Here is a 15,454-nt window from a genome sequence, read left to right on the forward strand (position 1 = left end):
CAAGGTGTCGGTGATCAGATTATGTTCATTATTCTAGGGAATTAGATGATTCCTAGTGCGAACCAGTAATAAGAAGCAGCATATCTATCACTTGCCGAAAATACGGCCTTAGTTGCGTTGCTCTCTGACACGGAGTTAGCAAAATACCTAGGCGTGTCAGAGCCTGACCAGTACGCATCTATAGCGTTCGCCATGAATAAAGTTGTAAATTTGATAGGAAATCGTACCTCTGTCTTAGTTACGTTATCTTGACCACCCACTCCCCACTGGGGAGTTATTTTAATAATTCTACGGCTTTTCGTAGCTCACGAATAGTCTTATGTGTGTATACCCTGGTGGTAATATCGCCTTGTTTGTGGCCTAGTAAAGAACGTAATGTGTTGGGCGGTGCTACCGAGTCAAGTAAACTTGCAAATGTATGACGAGTATCGTGGATAGTATGCTTACAATTTAACTGTTTCATAATATCCTTGAAATTCTTATGGAATGTTGTGTAACTGATGGTGAATAGATATGCTTCGGTGCTGGTGTATACTTGCTCTATTAGTGGCATGATGCGGTGATGTATAGGAATGATACGGCCTTCACCGGCTTTCGTTTTAGCGTGTCTTACGATGAGGTATGACGATCGCCTATGGATGTCTTGCTTACGTAAATTAAGAAGCTCACCTATGCGGAGACCGGTGTATAGCAGTATTAAAATCATATGAGAGTAAGAAGTATCTACTTCCCATAGTTTGTTAATTTGTTGGCGAGTGAATACTCTTCTCCTAATCGTTGGTATATTAGGGCCTAAGGTTAAGTGTATGACGTAATTAGTGATAGGGTAATCCTTGATGATTGCGTAATTAAATAATTGATTAAGTAACGTGCGGACTTTCTTACATGATGAGTAGGAAAGTCCTTTTACGTGCATGGAATTAATCACATTCTGAAGGTGCTGAAAATGAATATCCGTGATAGGCATATCCGCTATGTTGGATATGTGTTTAAAAGCAATATGATACGACTTAACAGCGCTATTAGAAATAGACTGAGAGTGAATAGGCAGCCACTCATTAAATAGTTGCCTTAATGTAATGGTATTGCGTTGTCTACGATTTAATATGACTGCGTAACGGCGCATAATTTCACCTCCGAAAGGATACTACTATGAATCAATATGTATTTATTTTAAACGAACAAGGGGAACGCATTACTTCCTTTGTTGATAATACGGTTAGCAAAGATGAATTACTAGATCATGCTAAGAAAGAGTGGCCGGATGCAGCAGATTATATTTACTCTGCAGATGGTGATAGCATGCTCGATGAGTTCATGAAAGGTAAATTCTATGTGGATGGTAAATTTATTGAACCACAAGCAAAAGAACCTACCAAAGCCGAAAAGATTGCTGAAATTAGAAGCTATTACAACAAACGTTTTGAAACACTAGAACAAATGGTATTAAGACGTCGATTGATTAACGGCGATATTTCAGACTTGCAAGAACAGTTTAAGAAACTAAATCAAGAAATGGTATTAAAAATCAAGGCGGTGAAATAATGGATAAGTTCGAAATTAAAAGCGATATCCCTGTAATGCACTTTTGCGAATGGTGCTACGCTACATTAAACGAAGATGGAACATGCCCTACAGAGGGGTGTATCCATAATGAATTAATAACGTTGAATGAAGAAGAGCCATAAGGCTTAGGGGGAGTGAATGAATATTCTTAATGATATTTTAACAATGCTCATTAGTGGTATATCGCACGAACACATAGTCAGTATGGGGGTAGTGATTATTTTAACCACTACATTATTATTTGTGGACACAATTCAACGAATTGCTGCAGAAGTGTTGCGGTATAACAAGGATAATCACAGACCTAATAATCCTATTACGCTACTAACAACGTTAGCCTGGTACGGATGGGGAAAAGGTAGGTATATTGATGAAACCACTGGTGAACGGCGTAGATATTTAATGAGTGAACGCCTTAGAGGTGATTTGTTAAAGAAACTATGCGTTCAATATCCGGCATGGATGATATTATCCATCGTTTTTATTTCGTTGCCAGATATCCCTATTCCAAATACAGACTTATTCTTAGACCATCTTTTTTCTTACGCGTTTATGTTGATACCATTTTTGGCAGAATGTTGGTCTATCATCGAAAATTTACGAGAAATGGTTGAAGATGATCTAATCGACATTGGAAAGATGTTTCAATATACAATTGAAATTATAAAAGCATGGAGGGGTAATGGATAAGTTAGCTATCATTAACCGCATCAAGCGGTCATATCAGTCCATCCGAATAGCCGGCATACGGCCAACTGGAGTATTAGCAACGAGGGCCCTAGTCCTCGTCATGCTAGTACCGATGATATTAGTTGTTGTCCAGTATGTTCTATCGACGATTAATGGCTATGTAGCGCCTGAAGCCAATCAGCTTATCGATAAGGGTATTCTTATCATTGACCACATATTCGTGCCGTCGGTACTTATGTCAATTGTAGGACTTTGTGGCATGTTCATCGATAAGAACCATAACGGGATACCTGATAAGTTAGAGGAGCCTAATACGTTGCCGGTGAACAGACCTGGCATACAACAATTAGCAGATGATGTTAACCATGACGAGAGGGGGAAATAAATGTTTAGACAACTTACAATGGACGAGTTAAAGTCCTTAGCGCTAGACGCGTACGGCAAAATTGAAAAGGCCTACCTGCATTGGACAGGCGTCAAAGGTGGTAAGCATTTCAAGGATTACCATATCAACATCGATAGAGAAGGCACGATGTGGACAGATATGGAGGCCTTAACAGATTATAAGGAACACACCTACATGCGTAACAGTAACGCCGTAGGTATAGCCATTGAAGCGTGTTGGGATGCCGTTAGTGAAAACAATTTAGGTAGCGAACCACCAACAAAAGCGCAGTTGGTTACGATGACACAAATTATGGCAGTGCTTACAATCAATGCAGGTGTACCACTTGACATACAACATCAAATGACACACGCGGAAGCAGCAGATAATAAGGACGGCCTAGACCTCTATTATTTAGATCCGACTGGGTACCCAAATAACACATACGGCCCAGACTCCAACGTTGACCGATGGGACCTCTTAGTGTGCCATGAGGGCGACGAACGATGGAGCGGTGGAGATTGGTTACGTGGCACCGCTCGATGGTGGGGCGCTCAGTGGGGCAGTACTATTTAGGAAGGAGTTACTATGTATGAAACTATCAAAAACAGAATTATTTCTTCATTTACTAAAAATCGCATTGTTATTGGTGTTTTTAGTATTATCCTCATCTATTTCGCATGCAGCCTCATCGGAGGATACCTCGACACAAGAGCCGACTATCAGCGTACCCGTGAGCAGTTGGAACGAACTCAAAGGGCGCTTGATGAAAGCAGAAAGCTCAATCAACAACTCCGAGAAAGCATTGCAGCAAGCCAACAGCTTAACCGCGACGCAGGGAATAGCATTAACAGAATTGAAGATTATCAACGAAGAACGGACGAAGGAATTGAACGCGCTCAAAGCAATCAACGAGAAACAGGGGCAAGAATTAACGAAAGCATCCAATCTCTTGACAACGCAAGAAGCGAAATTGAACGAAGCCTCGACCTCATTAGAAGAATTGACAGAACAAATCAAACGCAACAAACGAACCGAACAGCGCCTTAAACGGCAACGTGACACATGGGCCGTGGTAAGCGGTGTATTTGGATTAGCAGGTGCAATTCGTAGATGACTGAGAGGTGATCCATACATCTCCTGAGCATGAGCAGGTGGACTCATGGATTGATAGTAATAATGCAAAAGACCTTACTGGGAATATGTCCTGGTAAGGTCTTTTTTTTGTTTATAAATAGCAATTGCAGATAAGGTAAAAATATGGTGTAATTAGGATAATAATAGGAGGTGGGAGTAATGCTGAAAGTATTTAATAAAGACCCACATTTTATGAGAGATGCGGTAAAAGTAGATAACTACACAGCTGCATGGGATATAATATGCTCCATGCAGGAGAGGCTAGGGCAAGGCATACTTCTTGTTGGCAGAGAGACATGGGAGGACCTTAGATTGGCCGAGCATTTCCCAGATTTTGTTTGGGCAGACGATGTAAAGGCGGTATATGTTAATAGTGATAAAACTTTAATAATTGCTGCTCCGTCAAAGTATAACCGAGCCAACGTTTTAAAGCTCATTAAGTTCTTTGGGCTCCACTATTCTATCCGAGAAATATAAATGTATATATGACATCATTTTGACATCAACCTATGCAAAAATATAGTGAAATATAAACAGAAATATAGGTAATCAAGCTAGATAATTGCTGTATTTATTGATTTTGTGTATGTCTTTTAAATGCCACGCCATCTTGAGGGGGTGGTGAGCTAACGCTCGTGCGGGTTCAAGTCCCGCCAACCGCACCAAATATAAGGACCTACAGTTTACTGTAGGTCTTTTTTTCGTTATTTTGATATTAAAATATATTTAATGAGTTTATCTTCTCCTTTTAAACCTGAGAAGTGTTGGCAGGTTTTCACAATCCGTGTACAATCATAGTAATTAGTAATATACATTTATATATATAGTTTTCAATATGAGAGAAGATTATGGTTTTTAATTATGGTGAGACGTTACGTATTCGAAGGGATCTATATACGATTTTAGGCAAGATACGCTATATTGATACTCATGGAAAAATTGGGTATGAGTATAAGTTAGTTAGACATAAGAATAATGCAGAGTTTTGGCTCAGTTGGGATAAGAAGCGAGATGCGTACCAGTTTTCCAAGTTGTGTGGAAAAGCACTACCAGCCGATATGAAACTCATAGATAGTGGTTATGAGATGGTAACGGGCACTTGGGGTGAGGTAGACGTAGGTACTACTGATACTGCTAAATATAAAGAGTATGAAAATGCTGATGGTACTGCTACGTTTTCTGTTCAAGAGTGGGCTTTTGAAACGGAATATTCAAAAGGCTTTTACATTAATAAAGAATACGTATCTGTCGAAAAGGATTCAGAGGTAACCGAGTCTATTCTAGATAAAATGGATACGATTAAGAAGCTAAAGTTCATAGGACCAATCGGTTGGATTTTGGGGAACTTACTACTTTATATGCCAATCTTTGATATAAAAATATTGAATGATGTACGGGATGTACTTACATGGCCTTATATAGTAGCTGGGAGTATAGTCCTTGGTATCATTGTGGTTTGTGCTTTCATTATTTCCAGAACTATGCGTTGATGAAAACACATCGGTTATATAGGAGTCCCTTTCGTGGGGTAAATAAAAGGTCGTAACATGTATTAATACATATTACGACCTTTTTACTATAGGATTTATTTGTTAGGGGTTAGCTATTAGCTTCAGCTGGTTGAAGTTGTTCAAGTTCAGCTTCTTTAGCATCTAATTCTTTGGCGCCAAAATGAGCCAATACACAGAATGTAATACAAAGAACACATGCTACTAATAAAAGATAGAAACCTGCATTCCAACCAAATTTATCTGCTAAAACACCAAATAGTGTTGTACCTAAGTTTGCACCAACAATGTAACTCATGAATCCACGAAGACCAACAGCAGAACCTACTGCAAATGGTGGTACAATATCCATAGTTTGTACTGAAGCTAAGAATTGAGGAATGTAGATTAAACAACCTACAATAGCAGCGAAGAAAGTAACCCATAAGAGAGACTCGCTTTGCCAATAACCAAATATACAGAAGAAGATAATACTTATAGCAATGATTGCAGGTGGCATGCGATAACCTTTAAAGAATTTATCGGAAATGTAACCTGCAAAAATAGTTGAAGGGATAGCCGCCCATTCAAAGAATAAAAAGGCAACAGACATTTCTGCTTTGGAGAAACCCTTTACTTGTAATAAATAAATTGGAAGCCAAGTAAGCATACCAAAGCGAATCATGTAAACGAAGGTGTCAACTAATGATACATACCAAGCATTTTTATTTTTCAATACGTATTTTACAAAGATTTCTCTTGTGCTCATATGCGGTGCTTCAGAACTTCTGTGTGCCTTATGAGCTGTGTCGGCGATGATTTCACTTGTTGGTGGTAAGCCTTCACGTTCAGGGCTTTCTTTGATTAAGAAAGAAATGGCAATTGCTATGATAACTGCAATAAGCGCTGGTACACCATAACTCCCTAATTGCCAGTGATCTGTAGTAGTGAAATATAATGCGGCGGCTACGATTGGTGCTACGATACCACCACCGAGATTGTGTGAAATATTCCAGATAGCTCCATAACGGCCACGTTCCTGTTTTGGGTACCATTTAGCTAAGGTGATAAAGGATGGTCCTACACCAAATCCTTGGAAAAAGCCATTTAGTACTACTAAAACTAAGAAGAAGGCGAGACTATCGGCAAAGCTCATAAAGATATTGATAATTGCACAGCAAATGAGACCGAAAGCCATAAACTTGGCAGGACTTGCTTTGTCCGCAAGACTACTCATAAAGCCTTTACTTAAACCATAAGCGATAAGCATACCACTAGATAGCAAACCAATTTCTGTTTTGCTCATATGGAGGATATCTGATAAAAAGTGTGTTGATAAGGCAAAGTTATTACGAACAATATAGTACGCAGCATAACCTATAAAAATACCAATTAATGATTGCAATCTATATTTATAATATAGATTCATAATCATGCTTTGTGGAACTGATGATTTTGCCTCTTTAGGTTGTAGAAATGAAAACATAGTTATTACCTTTCTTTCTTAATAACTAAATCCTATTGCATTGTTAATACTACCATTTCTATAGAATTCATGTAAATGATTTATGAGATAAAAATATTAATTTATAATTTAAATTGTTGATTATTAGCTGAAGATGTGTATAGAAAATATTTGAATTATAGACAAGTACTTTTTAATATATTAGATTAAATATATTGGGAGGTTATTATCTATGAAATATTTACGCCGTGAACTTAATCAAGTAGAAAAAGAATATGTAAAACAATTTGGTGAAGATTCTTTAAATCGTGTCATCCTTCATGATCCTGATACAAAGGATAAACAAGATGTGCAAGATACTATTGATATTCTAAAAGGAGCAATTGCAAAAAATAAACCTCTAGAACAGGTTCCAGAGGAGATGTGGAAGCTTATTGAGTTTTAATGTATATGAATTCCATACAATAAAAAGGCACATTGTTTTATGCGCAGACCATCTATAAATGAATTGTTTAAGATGGTAGTTAAAAACAATGTGCCTTTGTTTTATAGTTTGTAGAGTTCAGGTTTGCGATCTTTAAAGATGTTGATTTTGTTACGGATATCTTCTACTACGGTGAGGTCGATATCTACAGATGAGATGCCCTCCCTAGTGTCCATTTCGAGGAGGTTTGTACCCCATGGATCGTATACAGCTGAGTGACCAGTGCTTTGAACTCGACCTACTGTACCACAGCCGTTGACAGCACATAAGAAGAGTTGGTTTTCAATGGCGCGCACTTCGTTTAATACTTGCCAGTGGCGTAAACGCATAGTAGGCCATTGAGCAGGTACAAATAATAACTCTGTATTTGATAATGCAGCCATTCTTACGAGCTCAGGAAAGCGAATATCGTAACAGATAACCGTACTACAAGGAATACCATCCAATTCGAAATGAGTGGTATGCGTACCGCTAGCGAAGTATTGGTCCTCTTTAGCAGGACTAAATCCGTGCATTTTGGAATACTCTCCTACGAGCTTGCCTTCACGGTTGTAAGCATAGGATGTATTAAATACTAAATCCTCTTTTGCTACGGCTACAGAACCGCCCACAATGTTTACATTGTGTTCTTTTGCGAATGTACTTAATAAAGCTTTTGTTCTTTCTCCATTTCTGTCAGAAATATTGATTAAATCCTTAGATGGATGAAATCCTGTATTCCATGTTTCGGGCAAGACGATAATGTCAGGCTTTTCTGATAGGGCTTGTGAAAGTAATTCTTGGACGCGCGCATAATTGTATTCCACTTCGTTTACATGGACGTCCATTTGTATAAGGCTTAAGCGTTTTTTCATAGAGAATCCTTTATCTATTAGATGAGTATAATTCTAGTAATGTGTATTATAATTAGAATATTAAAGTATTATTGAGTGTATTACAATATAAGAGTCGATAAAGCTAGTTTAATTTTTTTACAATCTTTTGATAATAATAGTTTGCATACTATTTATGGAGATATAGGTTATTACTTTAGATAATGTTAGATCTTTTGGTGAAAATATGGAAATAATTGATGTTATAAATGCGCGAACTAGCATACGTCGGTATAAAAAATCTTCTTCGGTTGGAGAAGACATAATTCAAAATTTGGTAGCCCTCGGAATGCGAGCTCCATCGCCTAAAAATCGCCAGCCCTGGCAGGTTATTCACGTGATTGGAGCAGAGAAAGAACATTTTGTGAATTTAGGCTTTCAGGTATTAGAGCAATATAAAGAGCGAAAAGAACATTTTGGTAGCTTAGAAATTAGCCTTAAGGCTATGCAAACAGCTAGCGATATACTTTTTGTAGTTAATCCTTATGATCACTTGCCTGACTATACTCGCGTGTGGGAGAAAAGTGACTTACAAGCTATTGGCGCTTTCATAGAACATATTTTATTGGGGGCAAAAGCGATTGGGTTAGGTACACTGTGGATGAATGATGTGTACTTTATGCAAAGTGAAAGTAAAGCCTTTTTAAATATTCCTCACGATGTACAGGCAATCATTGCTATAGGTATTCCAGATGAGTCCATGTATCCTAGACCTCGAAAATCGATTGATGAAGTACTAATAAAGCGTTAATTTTTACTATTCTTCATGGAAATGTTATAATATTCTGTATATAATTGTGTTCTAATAGAGGAGGACCTATGAAACGGATTCCGTTGGTAACACTGTTAGTTTTGGTATTGGCAATGGTTGTGGCAGGTTGTGGATTGCTTTCACAAAAAACAGAACCTACTAGTTCAGTACCGCCTGCAAAAGAAGTTAAGATGGTACATCCAACGGGTATTCCTGTTCTTATGTATCATAAAGTCGGCGACGACAAAGATAATGATGCAGTTATTCGGGAGGATTTGTTTAGAGAACAAATGAAGTTCCTCAAGGATAATGGCTATAATCCATTGACGATGGATCAATTGTATGAATATGTTGTAAATGGTGCTGCGGTGCCTGAAAAACCTGTTGTGTTAACCTTTGATGACGGTTATGCAGATACATATTCTATCGTATATCCAATTATGAAAGAATATGGATTCCCGGCTACTGTATTTATCAATCCTGGCGATGTTGGGACGCGTCTAACTTGGGATCAAGTGCGTGAAATGCACAAAAATGGTATTACTATTTCAAACCATGGTTTCCAACACATAGAAATGGGCCAATTGTCGGAAGCAAAACAAATTGAAAATATTACAAAGGCCCAAGAGGCACTTGCTAAAGAAGTAGGCATAAAGGATAATCCTTGGTTCTGCTATCCATATGGAGATAAAAATGAATTCACCGACTCAGCATCTAAAAAGGCTGGCATTAAAATGGGGATGGCTATGAAATCTGGCTGGGCTCATACTGGTGATAATCCATATAATATTTTGCGTGTTTGGGTAGGCAATGCGGTGGATATCAAGCATTTTGAAGAACGCATTAGCACCGAACATTTCACTGATTTATAAGGAGAAATACATTGTTCAAAAAGAATTGGGTAAAGTTCATCATTATGGTGTTCTTATTTACCGTTGTCACATCACCCTTCGTGGTGCTCTTTGGACCATTTAATAATGTAAAGCGCGCTGTAATTGGCGCTATCTTACAATCTCGCCATCCTCATTACATTACGTGGTTGTTTAATGAAGACGAATTACAATCTATTTTGGGGACTGTAGGGGTTGTTAAAAGCCAAGATTTGTTCAAGTTTAATGCTCGTGAAGATAAGACTTTAAATCTTGAAAAAATCCAGTCTGCTCGTTATGTAGGCTATATTTTAGAAATTCCAGATCCTCGTCGTATCCAAGTAGGCACAGCGGCTAATATTCAAGAAAAAGGCGATACTACAAGTAATATTGCAAAAATGAATAATGCTGTAGCAGCGATTAATGGTGGTGGATTCCACGACCCTAATGGTACTGGTACAGGCCGTTTGCCATATGGTTTCATCTTGCACGACGGCGAGTATGTTATCGGTAAGGATGTAGGCCCTGATGAAGACGTAGACTTTGTAGGTTTCTCTAAATCTGGTAATCTTATCGCTGGTAACTATGATAAAACTCAGCTTAGTGATATGAAGGCCATGGAAGGTATTACCTTTGGTCCACCTCTTATCGTTGATGGTAAGAAGATGATTACCGAAGGTGATGGTGGCTGGGGCGTAGGTCCTCGTACTGCTATCGGTCAAAAGAAAGATGGTACAGTGCTATTCCTTGTAATCGATGGTCGCCAACCAGGGTATTCTATTGGGGCTACCTTGCGTGACGTACAAGATATTCTATTTGAAAAAGGTTGCTACATTGCAGCAAATTTAGATGGCGGTTCTAGTTCAACTTTGTACCTAAATGGTAAAGTCGTAAATAAACCTGCCGATTTGTTAGGGGAACGCATGATCCCAACGGCGTTTATCGTGAAATAGGAGGACAGATGAAACCTTTTACGCGTGTACTGAGCGCCTTTGCGGTAGGTATTCTTCTGCAAGGTGGGGTATACCTATACCTTGATCAATATATGTTTGCACCGACTACAGAATTTAACGTAGCAGGCGCATCAAAAGATGATACGAAAAACTTCCCTGATGTGAAGGAAGGTACTAAGTATGTATCCTATGACCGTCAATTTATGGCTGTTGTTACAGAGAACTCTCTAAAAATTTACAAGGCTAATGAAAGTAAGCCTACAAATATCGATTTGAAGGGCCGTTCGATTAGTTACTTCAACTGGATGCCAGACCGTAACTATGCTGTCATGGGTTTATATGACTCCAGAGATGTTGTCATGGCTCGTCTTAATGCGGATGATCCAGAACACGAAGTTGATACCAAACTTGAAGACTTGCCTCGGGGCAGTAAAATCGTAGATGCTGCGTACTCTGAAGCGACAAATGTGGTGTATATGAAGGTAAAAGTTCAAGAACACACATATCGCATTTATCGTACCGATGCTAACTACGATACACGTCGCGTTTACATGCAAGCTACTGATATTGGTCATATCGGTGTATTCTACGATGAAGATAACTTCTTCTACGATAATGTCAGAACTGGGGATGTATTCATGTTCAACGGCATTGAAGGGGGATGGCGTGTTATCAACCCTGAAGGGCGTTTCCGCTTTATCGGTGTTGATATGGACAAAACCATCTACATCGCCCGTGTTGATGAGGACAATAATGCATTGACTGTTTACACTGGTAAATTAGGTGTAGGATTCAATCCAGTTTACAAATACAACCACCCTACTACATTTAATGAGTTGACATTATCAGATGTAAAAAACATCATTAAGAATGGTAGTGAAGAAACTACTAAGGTAACAGAAGATGCTACATCTTCTAAATCATCAAATAGTAGTGGTAGTAAAAAGAAATCTTAAGAAAAAGCCTTTATAATGTTCTTTCATTATAAAGGCTTTATTCCTATAATAGTATGTACCCTAAGGATATCTATGAATATATTATTTGTACGCCTTAGTTACATAGGTGATGTTTTGCATGCTACACCTGCTGCGCGGTGGATTAAGGAACAGTATCCTGATGCTAAGTTGCATTGGATTGTAACGCCTAGTATGGCAGAGCTTTTACAGGGTAATCCCTATGTAGATAAAATTATTCCCTGGGAACGGGATATATATGAGGCACATTCTAAAAAACTACATATTCCTACAATGTGGCGCATGTGGTGGGATCTTAAGGCCAAATTAGAGCCTTATAAATTTGATGTAGCCGTTGATGTGCAAGGGCGACTCATAACAGGGCTAGTACTATTAGCTTCAGGAGCCCCCATTAGACTTGGCCTTGGTGGCACAAAAGAGTTGAATTGGCTGTTTACTAACTATAAAACGAAGCCTAGTACAGAACACGTGATTAAACGCTATGTAGAGGTAGCTCAGTTGTTAACAAAGGCTATTACTGAACATGCAAATTTAGATACATCGCTTAACATTGATAAATACGGTATTGAGAGCAGTTGTTCACTAAATGAATCTAATGCTAATATGCTATACCACATGGATTTTCAGGTGCCAACAAATTTACATAGTTGGGCAGAAGAGCAATGGAAGTCGATTGATAATGACGTTTCTTTACATCGAGGCGTGGTAGAAACTCCGTTACGTATTGGGCTGGTATTAGGTACCTCTTGGGCAACGAAAGAGTGGCCTCAGGAAAAATGGTATTCTCTCATTAAATCCCTTCAATATAGAGCGAATTTTGTTTGTTTAGGTGGCCCTAAAGAGGCTACTCAATACAAACCCTTGCTGGACTCTTTGACAGATGAGAGTATTGATAAAATTGTTCTGAATATGTTAGGGAAAACGACACTTCAAGAATTAGGGGCTTTAATTGAAAGTTGTGATGTAGTAGTTACTGCAGATACGGGAGCTCTGCATATTGCGTTAGCTTTAAATAAGCCTGTAGTAGCACTCTTTGGCCCTACGGATCCTAAATTATGGGGCCCTCTGACGGGGACCTTTAAGGTGCTCGTAAATGACGAATTAGATTGCTTGGGCTGTCGAAAACGACGTTGTCCTAAGCCTGATCAATATTGTATGTCTGGTATTGAACCAGTACGCGTAAAAAAAGCAATTTTTGAATTGATAGGAGATACACATGGCAAAGTTTAAAATCCAAAAAGGTTTATCCGATGCGGATATGATGAAAAATTTTAAGGATACGGAAAATTTTGAAGATACTATGCTCAATATGGAGCGAGATGCTAAGAAGCCAGTAGTTCACCAAAGTCCAAAGCAAAAAGAAGATGCATTTTACCGTGAGTTCTTAACTGAAAAAGTAGAGACTATAATTGGTAAAATGCTCCTTGATATCAAGATGGAGTATTTTAAAGAAGGAGAAGGGGCCTTTTCTATTCAAGTAAAACGGGAAGGTAAAAATATTGTCCTTGAAACTGCGCCTAAAAAGGTTAAGCCTGAGAAGTAATGCGTATAATGGGAACTCTTAAACTTTAAAGATTACGTCAGAGCCTGTCCGTAAATGGACAGGCTCTTTTGTATGTTTATGCATTTAAAAATATCGGCTTAGTTATTAATAAAATTGATGAACTCATAAGCATACCGATGTTTATCGAATTACTACATTTATAAATACCGATATATTTTGAAAAGTATTTAATAATAACTAAAAATTATTACGATATAATTTTTAGTTTCTTATTAAAATGAGAAATTACAAAAAAATTAATTTGATTAAACATACATGTTAAACTCTAGTTCCTCTGCAGTTTTTTGTGATATTCATCACGAAAAAAATCATCTTTGTATACATGAAATTATGAGTAAATAGCATAATGTGGTTGTTGACAAAGAATTTTATAAGTAGTCTAATATAAGTATGTATTACGATTTTAGCGCGTTTGGCTAGTGTGAGCAGACATCGAAAAAATCGTAAAAAAAATAGGTATGAGATAGTTGTTTGATGAGTGTATAAAGTTACATACACAGACTATTTCGATTTGGAGGATTAACATGGCTAAAAAATTAAGAATTTGCGAAACCGTTCTTCGTGACGGTCATCAATCTATTTTGGCAACACGTATGCGCTACGAACAAATGGAACCAGTGCTCGGCCTTTTAGATGATATTGGTTATGAAGCTCTTGAATGTTGGGGCGGCGCTACTTATGACAGCTGTCTTCGTTTCTTGAATGAAGATCCATGGGAACGCCTTCGCAAATTGAAAGCTAATTTGAAAAATACCCCATTGCAAATGTTGCTTCGCGGTCAAAATTTGTTGGGCTATAAACACTACTCCGACGACGTAGTAGAAGCATTCTGTAATGCGGCTGTAAAAAATGGTATCGACCGTATCCGTATTTTCGACGCATTGAATGACCCACGCAATATGGAAGCTGCTATTAAGTATTCCAAAAAAGCTGGTGCACACGTTCAATCCGCTATGGTATACACAATTTCTCCAGTTCACACAACTGAAAGCTTCTTGAAAGTAGCTGAAACTTTGGTAGAAATGGGTACTGATTCCCTTTGTATCAAAGATATGTCCGGTTTGTTAGGACCTGCTGATGCATATGATTTGGTTTCTACTTTCAAAAAACGTTTCGGCGAATTGCCAATCGACTTGCACAGCCATTTCACTTGCGGCCTTGCAAGTACTACATACTGGGAAGCTGCTAAAGCTGGCGTAGATATCATCGATACTGCTATCTCTCCATTTGCTCATGCAACTAGCCAACCAGCTACTGAAACTATGATCGAAATGTTCAAAGGTACTGAATGGGATCTTGGTCTTGACCTTGATAAATACATTCCATTAGTTGACCACTTCCGTAAAGTAAAACAACAAATCGCTGAAGAATTCAACTTGAAACCAGCTAGCGATGTAATCCCAGCTGTTCGTCGTTACCAAATTCCTGGCGGTATGTTGTCCAATACTCAAAACCAATTGAACGAAATGGGTATGGGCGATCGCTTCTTCGACGTTATGGATGAAATGCCACGCGTTCGTGAAGACTTGGGTTACCCTCCATTGGTAACTCCAACATCCCAAATCGTTGGTACAATGGCTATGATGAACGTTATGATGGGCGACCGTTACAAAATGGTTCCTAACGAAGTTAAAGACCTTGTACGCGGTAAATATGGTGCGTTACCTGGTACTATCTCCGATGATATTCGTCGTACTATTATTGGTGATGAAGAACCTATCACTTGCCGTCCTGCAGATCTTATCGAACCTGAATTGGAAGGTTACCGTCAAGATTTAGCTTCCAAAGGCTACAATGGTATCACTGATGAAGACGTATTGACTTACGCTATGTTCCCAGAAGTTGCTATCAACTTCTTCGATGCAAATCGTCGTTAATCCAAACTTTAAAAGAGGATTCTTAGGAATCCTCTTTTTTTTTGACCATATTTAAGCTATCCTCATAGAGAAATAGTATAATCCAGTATATATTTTGTTTTATTAAATGAAGAGATTCAATAGTTGTTTTATATTTTATATTTTAGTTTTTTATAAATAGTATAGACAAGTTCCTATTAAAAGAGGAGACTAAGAAACTGATGAAATATCAGATATTACCATTTTTCATATCGCCATAAGATACATGGATGCGTGTGAAAATATAATTTTTACGAAAAGCATAAGATATTAAAAGGGTCGAGGTACCGTTGAATAATCAGTCAATTATAAACTACGTATGAAAGAATCGTGAAAAATATGTTGGATATTTGCGTGTTTTA

Annotated in this window: 19 protein-coding genes; 16 read left to right on the forward strand and 3 right to left on the reverse strand. The window is 38.1% G+C overall.

The window, feature by feature from the left end:
* Positions 1-274: 274 nt before the first annotated feature.
* Positions 275-1,126 carry a site-specific integrase gene (locus tag HMPREF0873_RS08580; protein WP_008715584.1) on the reverse strand — a complete coding sequence of 284 codons (852 nt, stop codon included), beginning with the start codon at positions 1,124-1,126 and terminating at the stop codon, positions 275-277.
* A 26-nt stretch (positions 1,127-1,152) separates the two neighbouring features.
* Here HMPREF0873_RS08580 and HMPREF0873_RS08585 point away from each other — a divergent pair, with 26 nt between their 5' ends.
* From HMPREF0873_RS08585 to HMPREF0873_RS08615, 8 genes are all read left to right on the forward strand, one after another.
* Entirely contained in the window at positions 1,153-1,545 is a 393-nt protein-coding gene (locus tag HMPREF0873_RS08585) for a hypothetical protein (RefSeq protein WP_008715587.1), read from the forward strand.
* On the forward strand, positions 1,545-1,688 hold the full coding sequence (locus tag HMPREF0873_RS10020) for a hypothetical protein (RefSeq protein ID WP_008715589.1): 144 nt from the start codon (positions 1,545-1,547) through the stop codon (positions 1,686-1,688). Before HMPREF0873_RS08585 ends, HMPREF0873_RS10020 begins: the two co-directional genes overlap by 1 nt.
* A 16-nt stretch (positions 1,689-1,704) precedes the next feature.
* The gene (locus HMPREF0873_RS08590; protein ID WP_008715592.1) at positions 1,705-2,256 is read left to right on the forward strand and encodes a hypothetical protein; all 552 of its coding nucleotides are present in this window, start codon (positions 1,705-1,707) and stop codon (positions 2,254-2,256) included.
* Between the two features lie 100 nt (positions 2,257-2,356).
* Positions 2,357-2,641: a hypothetical protein gene (locus HMPREF0873_RS08595; protein ID WP_232192024.1), complete on the forward strand. Its 285-nt coding sequence runs from the start codon at positions 2,357-2,359 to the stop codon at positions 2,639-2,641.
* A complete protein-coding gene (locus HMPREF0873_RS08600) occupies positions 2,642-3,217 on the forward strand; it encodes an N-acetylmuramoyl-L-alanine amidase (protein WP_008715595.1) in 576 nt (191 codons plus the stop codon). It abuts the gene before it with no gap.
* A gap of 16 nt (positions 3,218-3,233) precedes the next feature.
* The gene (locus HMPREF0873_RS09980; RefSeq protein ID WP_038125818.1) at positions 3,234-3,758 is read left to right on the forward strand and encodes a hypothetical protein; all 525 of its coding nucleotides are present in this window, start codon (positions 3,234-3,236) and stop codon (positions 3,756-3,758) included.
* Between the two features lie 179 nt (positions 3,759-3,937).
* Positions 3,938-4,255: a hypothetical protein gene (locus tag HMPREF0873_RS08610; RefSeq protein WP_008715598.1), complete on the forward strand. Its 318-nt coding sequence runs from the start codon at positions 3,938-3,940 to the stop codon at positions 4,253-4,255.
* 371 nt (positions 4,256-4,626) lie between these two features.
* Positions 4,627-5,268, forward strand: a complete 642-nt coding sequence (locus HMPREF0873_RS08615; protein ID WP_008602791.1) for a hypothetical protein — start codon at positions 4,627-4,629, stop codon at positions 5,266-5,268.
* Positions 5,269-5,377: 109 nt separating this feature from the next.
* Here the strand turns inward: HMPREF0873_RS08615 and HMPREF0873_RS08620 are convergent, their stop codons facing one another.
* Positions 5,378-6,751 (reverse strand): MFS transporter, encoded by a 1,374-nt coding sequence (locus HMPREF0873_RS08620; RefSeq protein WP_004693689.1) that lies wholly within the window; start codon positions 6,749-6,751, stop codon positions 5,378-5,380.
* A gap of 211 nt (positions 6,752-6,962) precedes the next feature.
* Between HMPREF0873_RS08620 and HMPREF0873_RS08625 the strand changes: the two genes are divergently transcribed.
* Positions 6,963-7,175 carry a hypothetical protein gene (locus HMPREF0873_RS08625; protein WP_008715600.1) on the forward strand — a complete coding sequence of 71 codons (213 nt, stop codon included), beginning with the start codon at positions 6,963-6,965 and terminating at the stop codon, positions 7,173-7,175.
* Between the two features lie 101 nt (positions 7,176-7,276).
* Here the strand turns inward: HMPREF0873_RS08625 and HMPREF0873_RS08630 are convergent, their stop codons facing one another.
* On the reverse strand, positions 7,277-8,068 hold the full coding sequence (locus tag HMPREF0873_RS08630; protein ID WP_008715602.1) for a carbon-nitrogen family hydrolase: 792 nt from the start codon (positions 8,066-8,068) through the stop codon (positions 7,277-7,279).
* Positions 8,069-8,273: 205 nt separating this feature from the next.
* On the opposite strand from HMPREF0873_RS08630, the gene HMPREF0873_RS08635 reads away from it, so the two are divergent.
* The 7 genes from HMPREF0873_RS08635 (at position 8,274) to HMPREF0873_RS08665 (ending at position 15,074) form a co-directional block, all read left to right on the forward strand.
* Positions 8,274-8,837, forward strand: a complete 564-nt coding sequence (locus HMPREF0873_RS08635; RefSeq protein WP_008715604.1) for a nitroreductase family protein — start codon at positions 8,274-8,276, stop codon at positions 8,835-8,837.
* Positions 8,838-8,905: 68 nt separating this feature from the next.
* Entirely contained in the window at positions 8,906-9,709 is an 804-nt protein-coding gene (locus HMPREF0873_RS08640; RefSeq protein WP_008715605.1) for a polysaccharide deacetylase family protein, read from the forward strand.
* An 11-nt stretch (positions 9,710-9,720) separates the two neighbouring features.
* Positions 9,721-10,659: a phosphodiester glycosidase family protein gene (locus tag HMPREF0873_RS08645; RefSeq protein ID WP_004693677.1), complete on the forward strand. Its 939-nt coding sequence runs from the start codon at positions 9,721-9,723 to the stop codon at positions 10,657-10,659.
* 8 nt (positions 10,660-10,667) lie between these two features.
* Entirely contained in the window at positions 10,668-11,615 is a 948-nt protein-coding gene (locus HMPREF0873_RS08650; protein ID WP_008715607.1) for a hypothetical protein, read from the forward strand.
* 72 nt (positions 11,616-11,687) lie between these two features.
* Positions 11,688-12,863, forward strand: coding sequence for a glycosyltransferase family 9 protein (locus HMPREF0873_RS08655; protein WP_008715608.1), 1,176 nt, complete (start codon positions 11,688-11,690; stop codon positions 12,861-12,863).
* Positions 12,850-13,176, forward strand: a complete 327-nt coding sequence (locus HMPREF0873_RS08660) for a hypothetical protein (protein ID WP_008715610.1) — start codon at positions 12,850-12,852, stop codon at positions 13,174-13,176. The genes HMPREF0873_RS08655 and HMPREF0873_RS08660 overlap by 14 nt, the downstream gene beginning before the upstream one ends.
* Positions 13,177-13,721: 545 nt before the next feature.
* Positions 13,722-15,074: a pyruvate carboxylase subunit B gene (locus HMPREF0873_RS08665; protein WP_008715613.1), complete on the forward strand. Its 1,353-nt coding sequence runs from the start codon at positions 13,722-13,724 to the stop codon at positions 15,072-15,074.
* The last annotated feature ends 380 nt before the right edge of the window (positions 15,075-15,454 follow it).

This window comes from Veillonella sp. 3_1_44, assembly GCF_000163715.1.
Lineage (GTDB): Bacteria > Bacillota > Negativicutes > Veillonellales > Veillonellaceae > Veillonella > Veillonella parvula_A.

What these genes read in the sequence shown, in the direction of transcription:
- HMPREF0873_RS08580 (WP_008715584.1), bottom strand. Translation starts at nt 1,126, where the DNA reads ATGCGCCGTTACGCAGTCATATTAAATCGTAGACAACGCAATACCATT.
- HMPREF0873_RS08585 (WP_008715587.1), top strand. Translation starts at nt 1,153, where the DNA reads ATGAATCAATATGTATTTATTTTAAACGAACAAGGGGAACGCATTACT.
- HMPREF0873_RS10020 (WP_008715589.1), top strand. Translation starts at nt 1,545, where the DNA reads ATGGATAAGTTCGAAATTAAAAGCGATATCCCTGTAATGCACTTTTGC.
- HMPREF0873_RS08590 (WP_008715592.1), top strand. Translation starts at nt 1,705, where the DNA reads ATGAATATTCTTAATGATATTTTAACAATGCTCATTAGTGGTATATCG.
- HMPREF0873_RS08595 (WP_232192024.1), top strand. Translation starts at nt 2,357, where the DNA reads ATGCTAGTACCGATGATATTAGTTGTTGTCCAGTATGTTCTATCGACG.
- HMPREF0873_RS08600 (WP_008715595.1), top strand. Translation starts at nt 2,642, where the DNA reads ATGTTTAGACAACTTACAATGGACGAGTTAAAGTCCTTAGCGCTAGAC.
- HMPREF0873_RS09980 (WP_038125818.1), top strand. Translation starts at nt 3,234, where the DNA reads ATGAAACTATCAAAAACAGAATTATTTCTTCATTTACTAAAAATCGCA.
- HMPREF0873_RS08610 (WP_008715598.1), top strand. Translation starts at nt 3,938, where the DNA reads ATGCTGAAAGTATTTAATAAAGACCCACATTTTATGAGAGATGCGGTA.
- HMPREF0873_RS08615 (WP_008602791.1), top strand. Translation starts at nt 4,627, where the DNA reads ATGGTTTTTAATTATGGTGAGACGTTACGTATTCGAAGGGATCTATAT.
- HMPREF0873_RS08620 (WP_004693689.1), bottom strand. Translation starts at nt 6,751, where the DNA reads ATGTTTTCATTTCTACAACCTAAAGAGGCAAAATCATCAGTTCCACAA.
- HMPREF0873_RS08625 (WP_008715600.1), top strand. Translation starts at nt 6,963, where the DNA reads ATGAAATATTTACGCCGTGAACTTAATCAAGTAGAAAAAGAATATGTA.
- HMPREF0873_RS08630 (WP_008715602.1), bottom strand. Translation starts at nt 8,068, where the DNA reads ATGAAAAAACGCTTAAGCCTTATACAAATGGACGTCCATGTAAACGAA.
- HMPREF0873_RS08635 (WP_008715604.1), top strand. Translation starts at nt 8,274, where the DNA reads ATGGAAATAATTGATGTTATAAATGCGCGAACTAGCATACGTCGGTAT.
- HMPREF0873_RS08640 (WP_008715605.1), top strand. Translation starts at nt 8,906, where the DNA reads ATGAAACGGATTCCGTTGGTAACACTGTTAGTTTTGGTATTGGCAATG.
- HMPREF0873_RS08650 (WP_008715607.1), top strand. Translation starts at nt 10,668, where the DNA reads ATGAAACCTTTTACGCGTGTACTGAGCGCCTTTGCGGTAGGTATTCTT.
- HMPREF0873_RS08655 (WP_008715608.1), top strand. Translation starts at nt 11,688, where the DNA reads ATGAATATATTATTTGTACGCCTTAGTTACATAGGTGATGTTTTGCAT.
- HMPREF0873_RS08660 (WP_008715610.1), top strand. Translation starts at nt 12,850, where the DNA reads ATGGCAAAGTTTAAAATCCAAAAAGGTTTATCCGATGCGGATATGATG.
- HMPREF0873_RS08665 (WP_008715613.1), top strand. Translation starts at nt 13,722, where the DNA reads ATGGCTAAAAAATTAAGAATTTGCGAAACCGTTCTTCGTGACGGTCAT.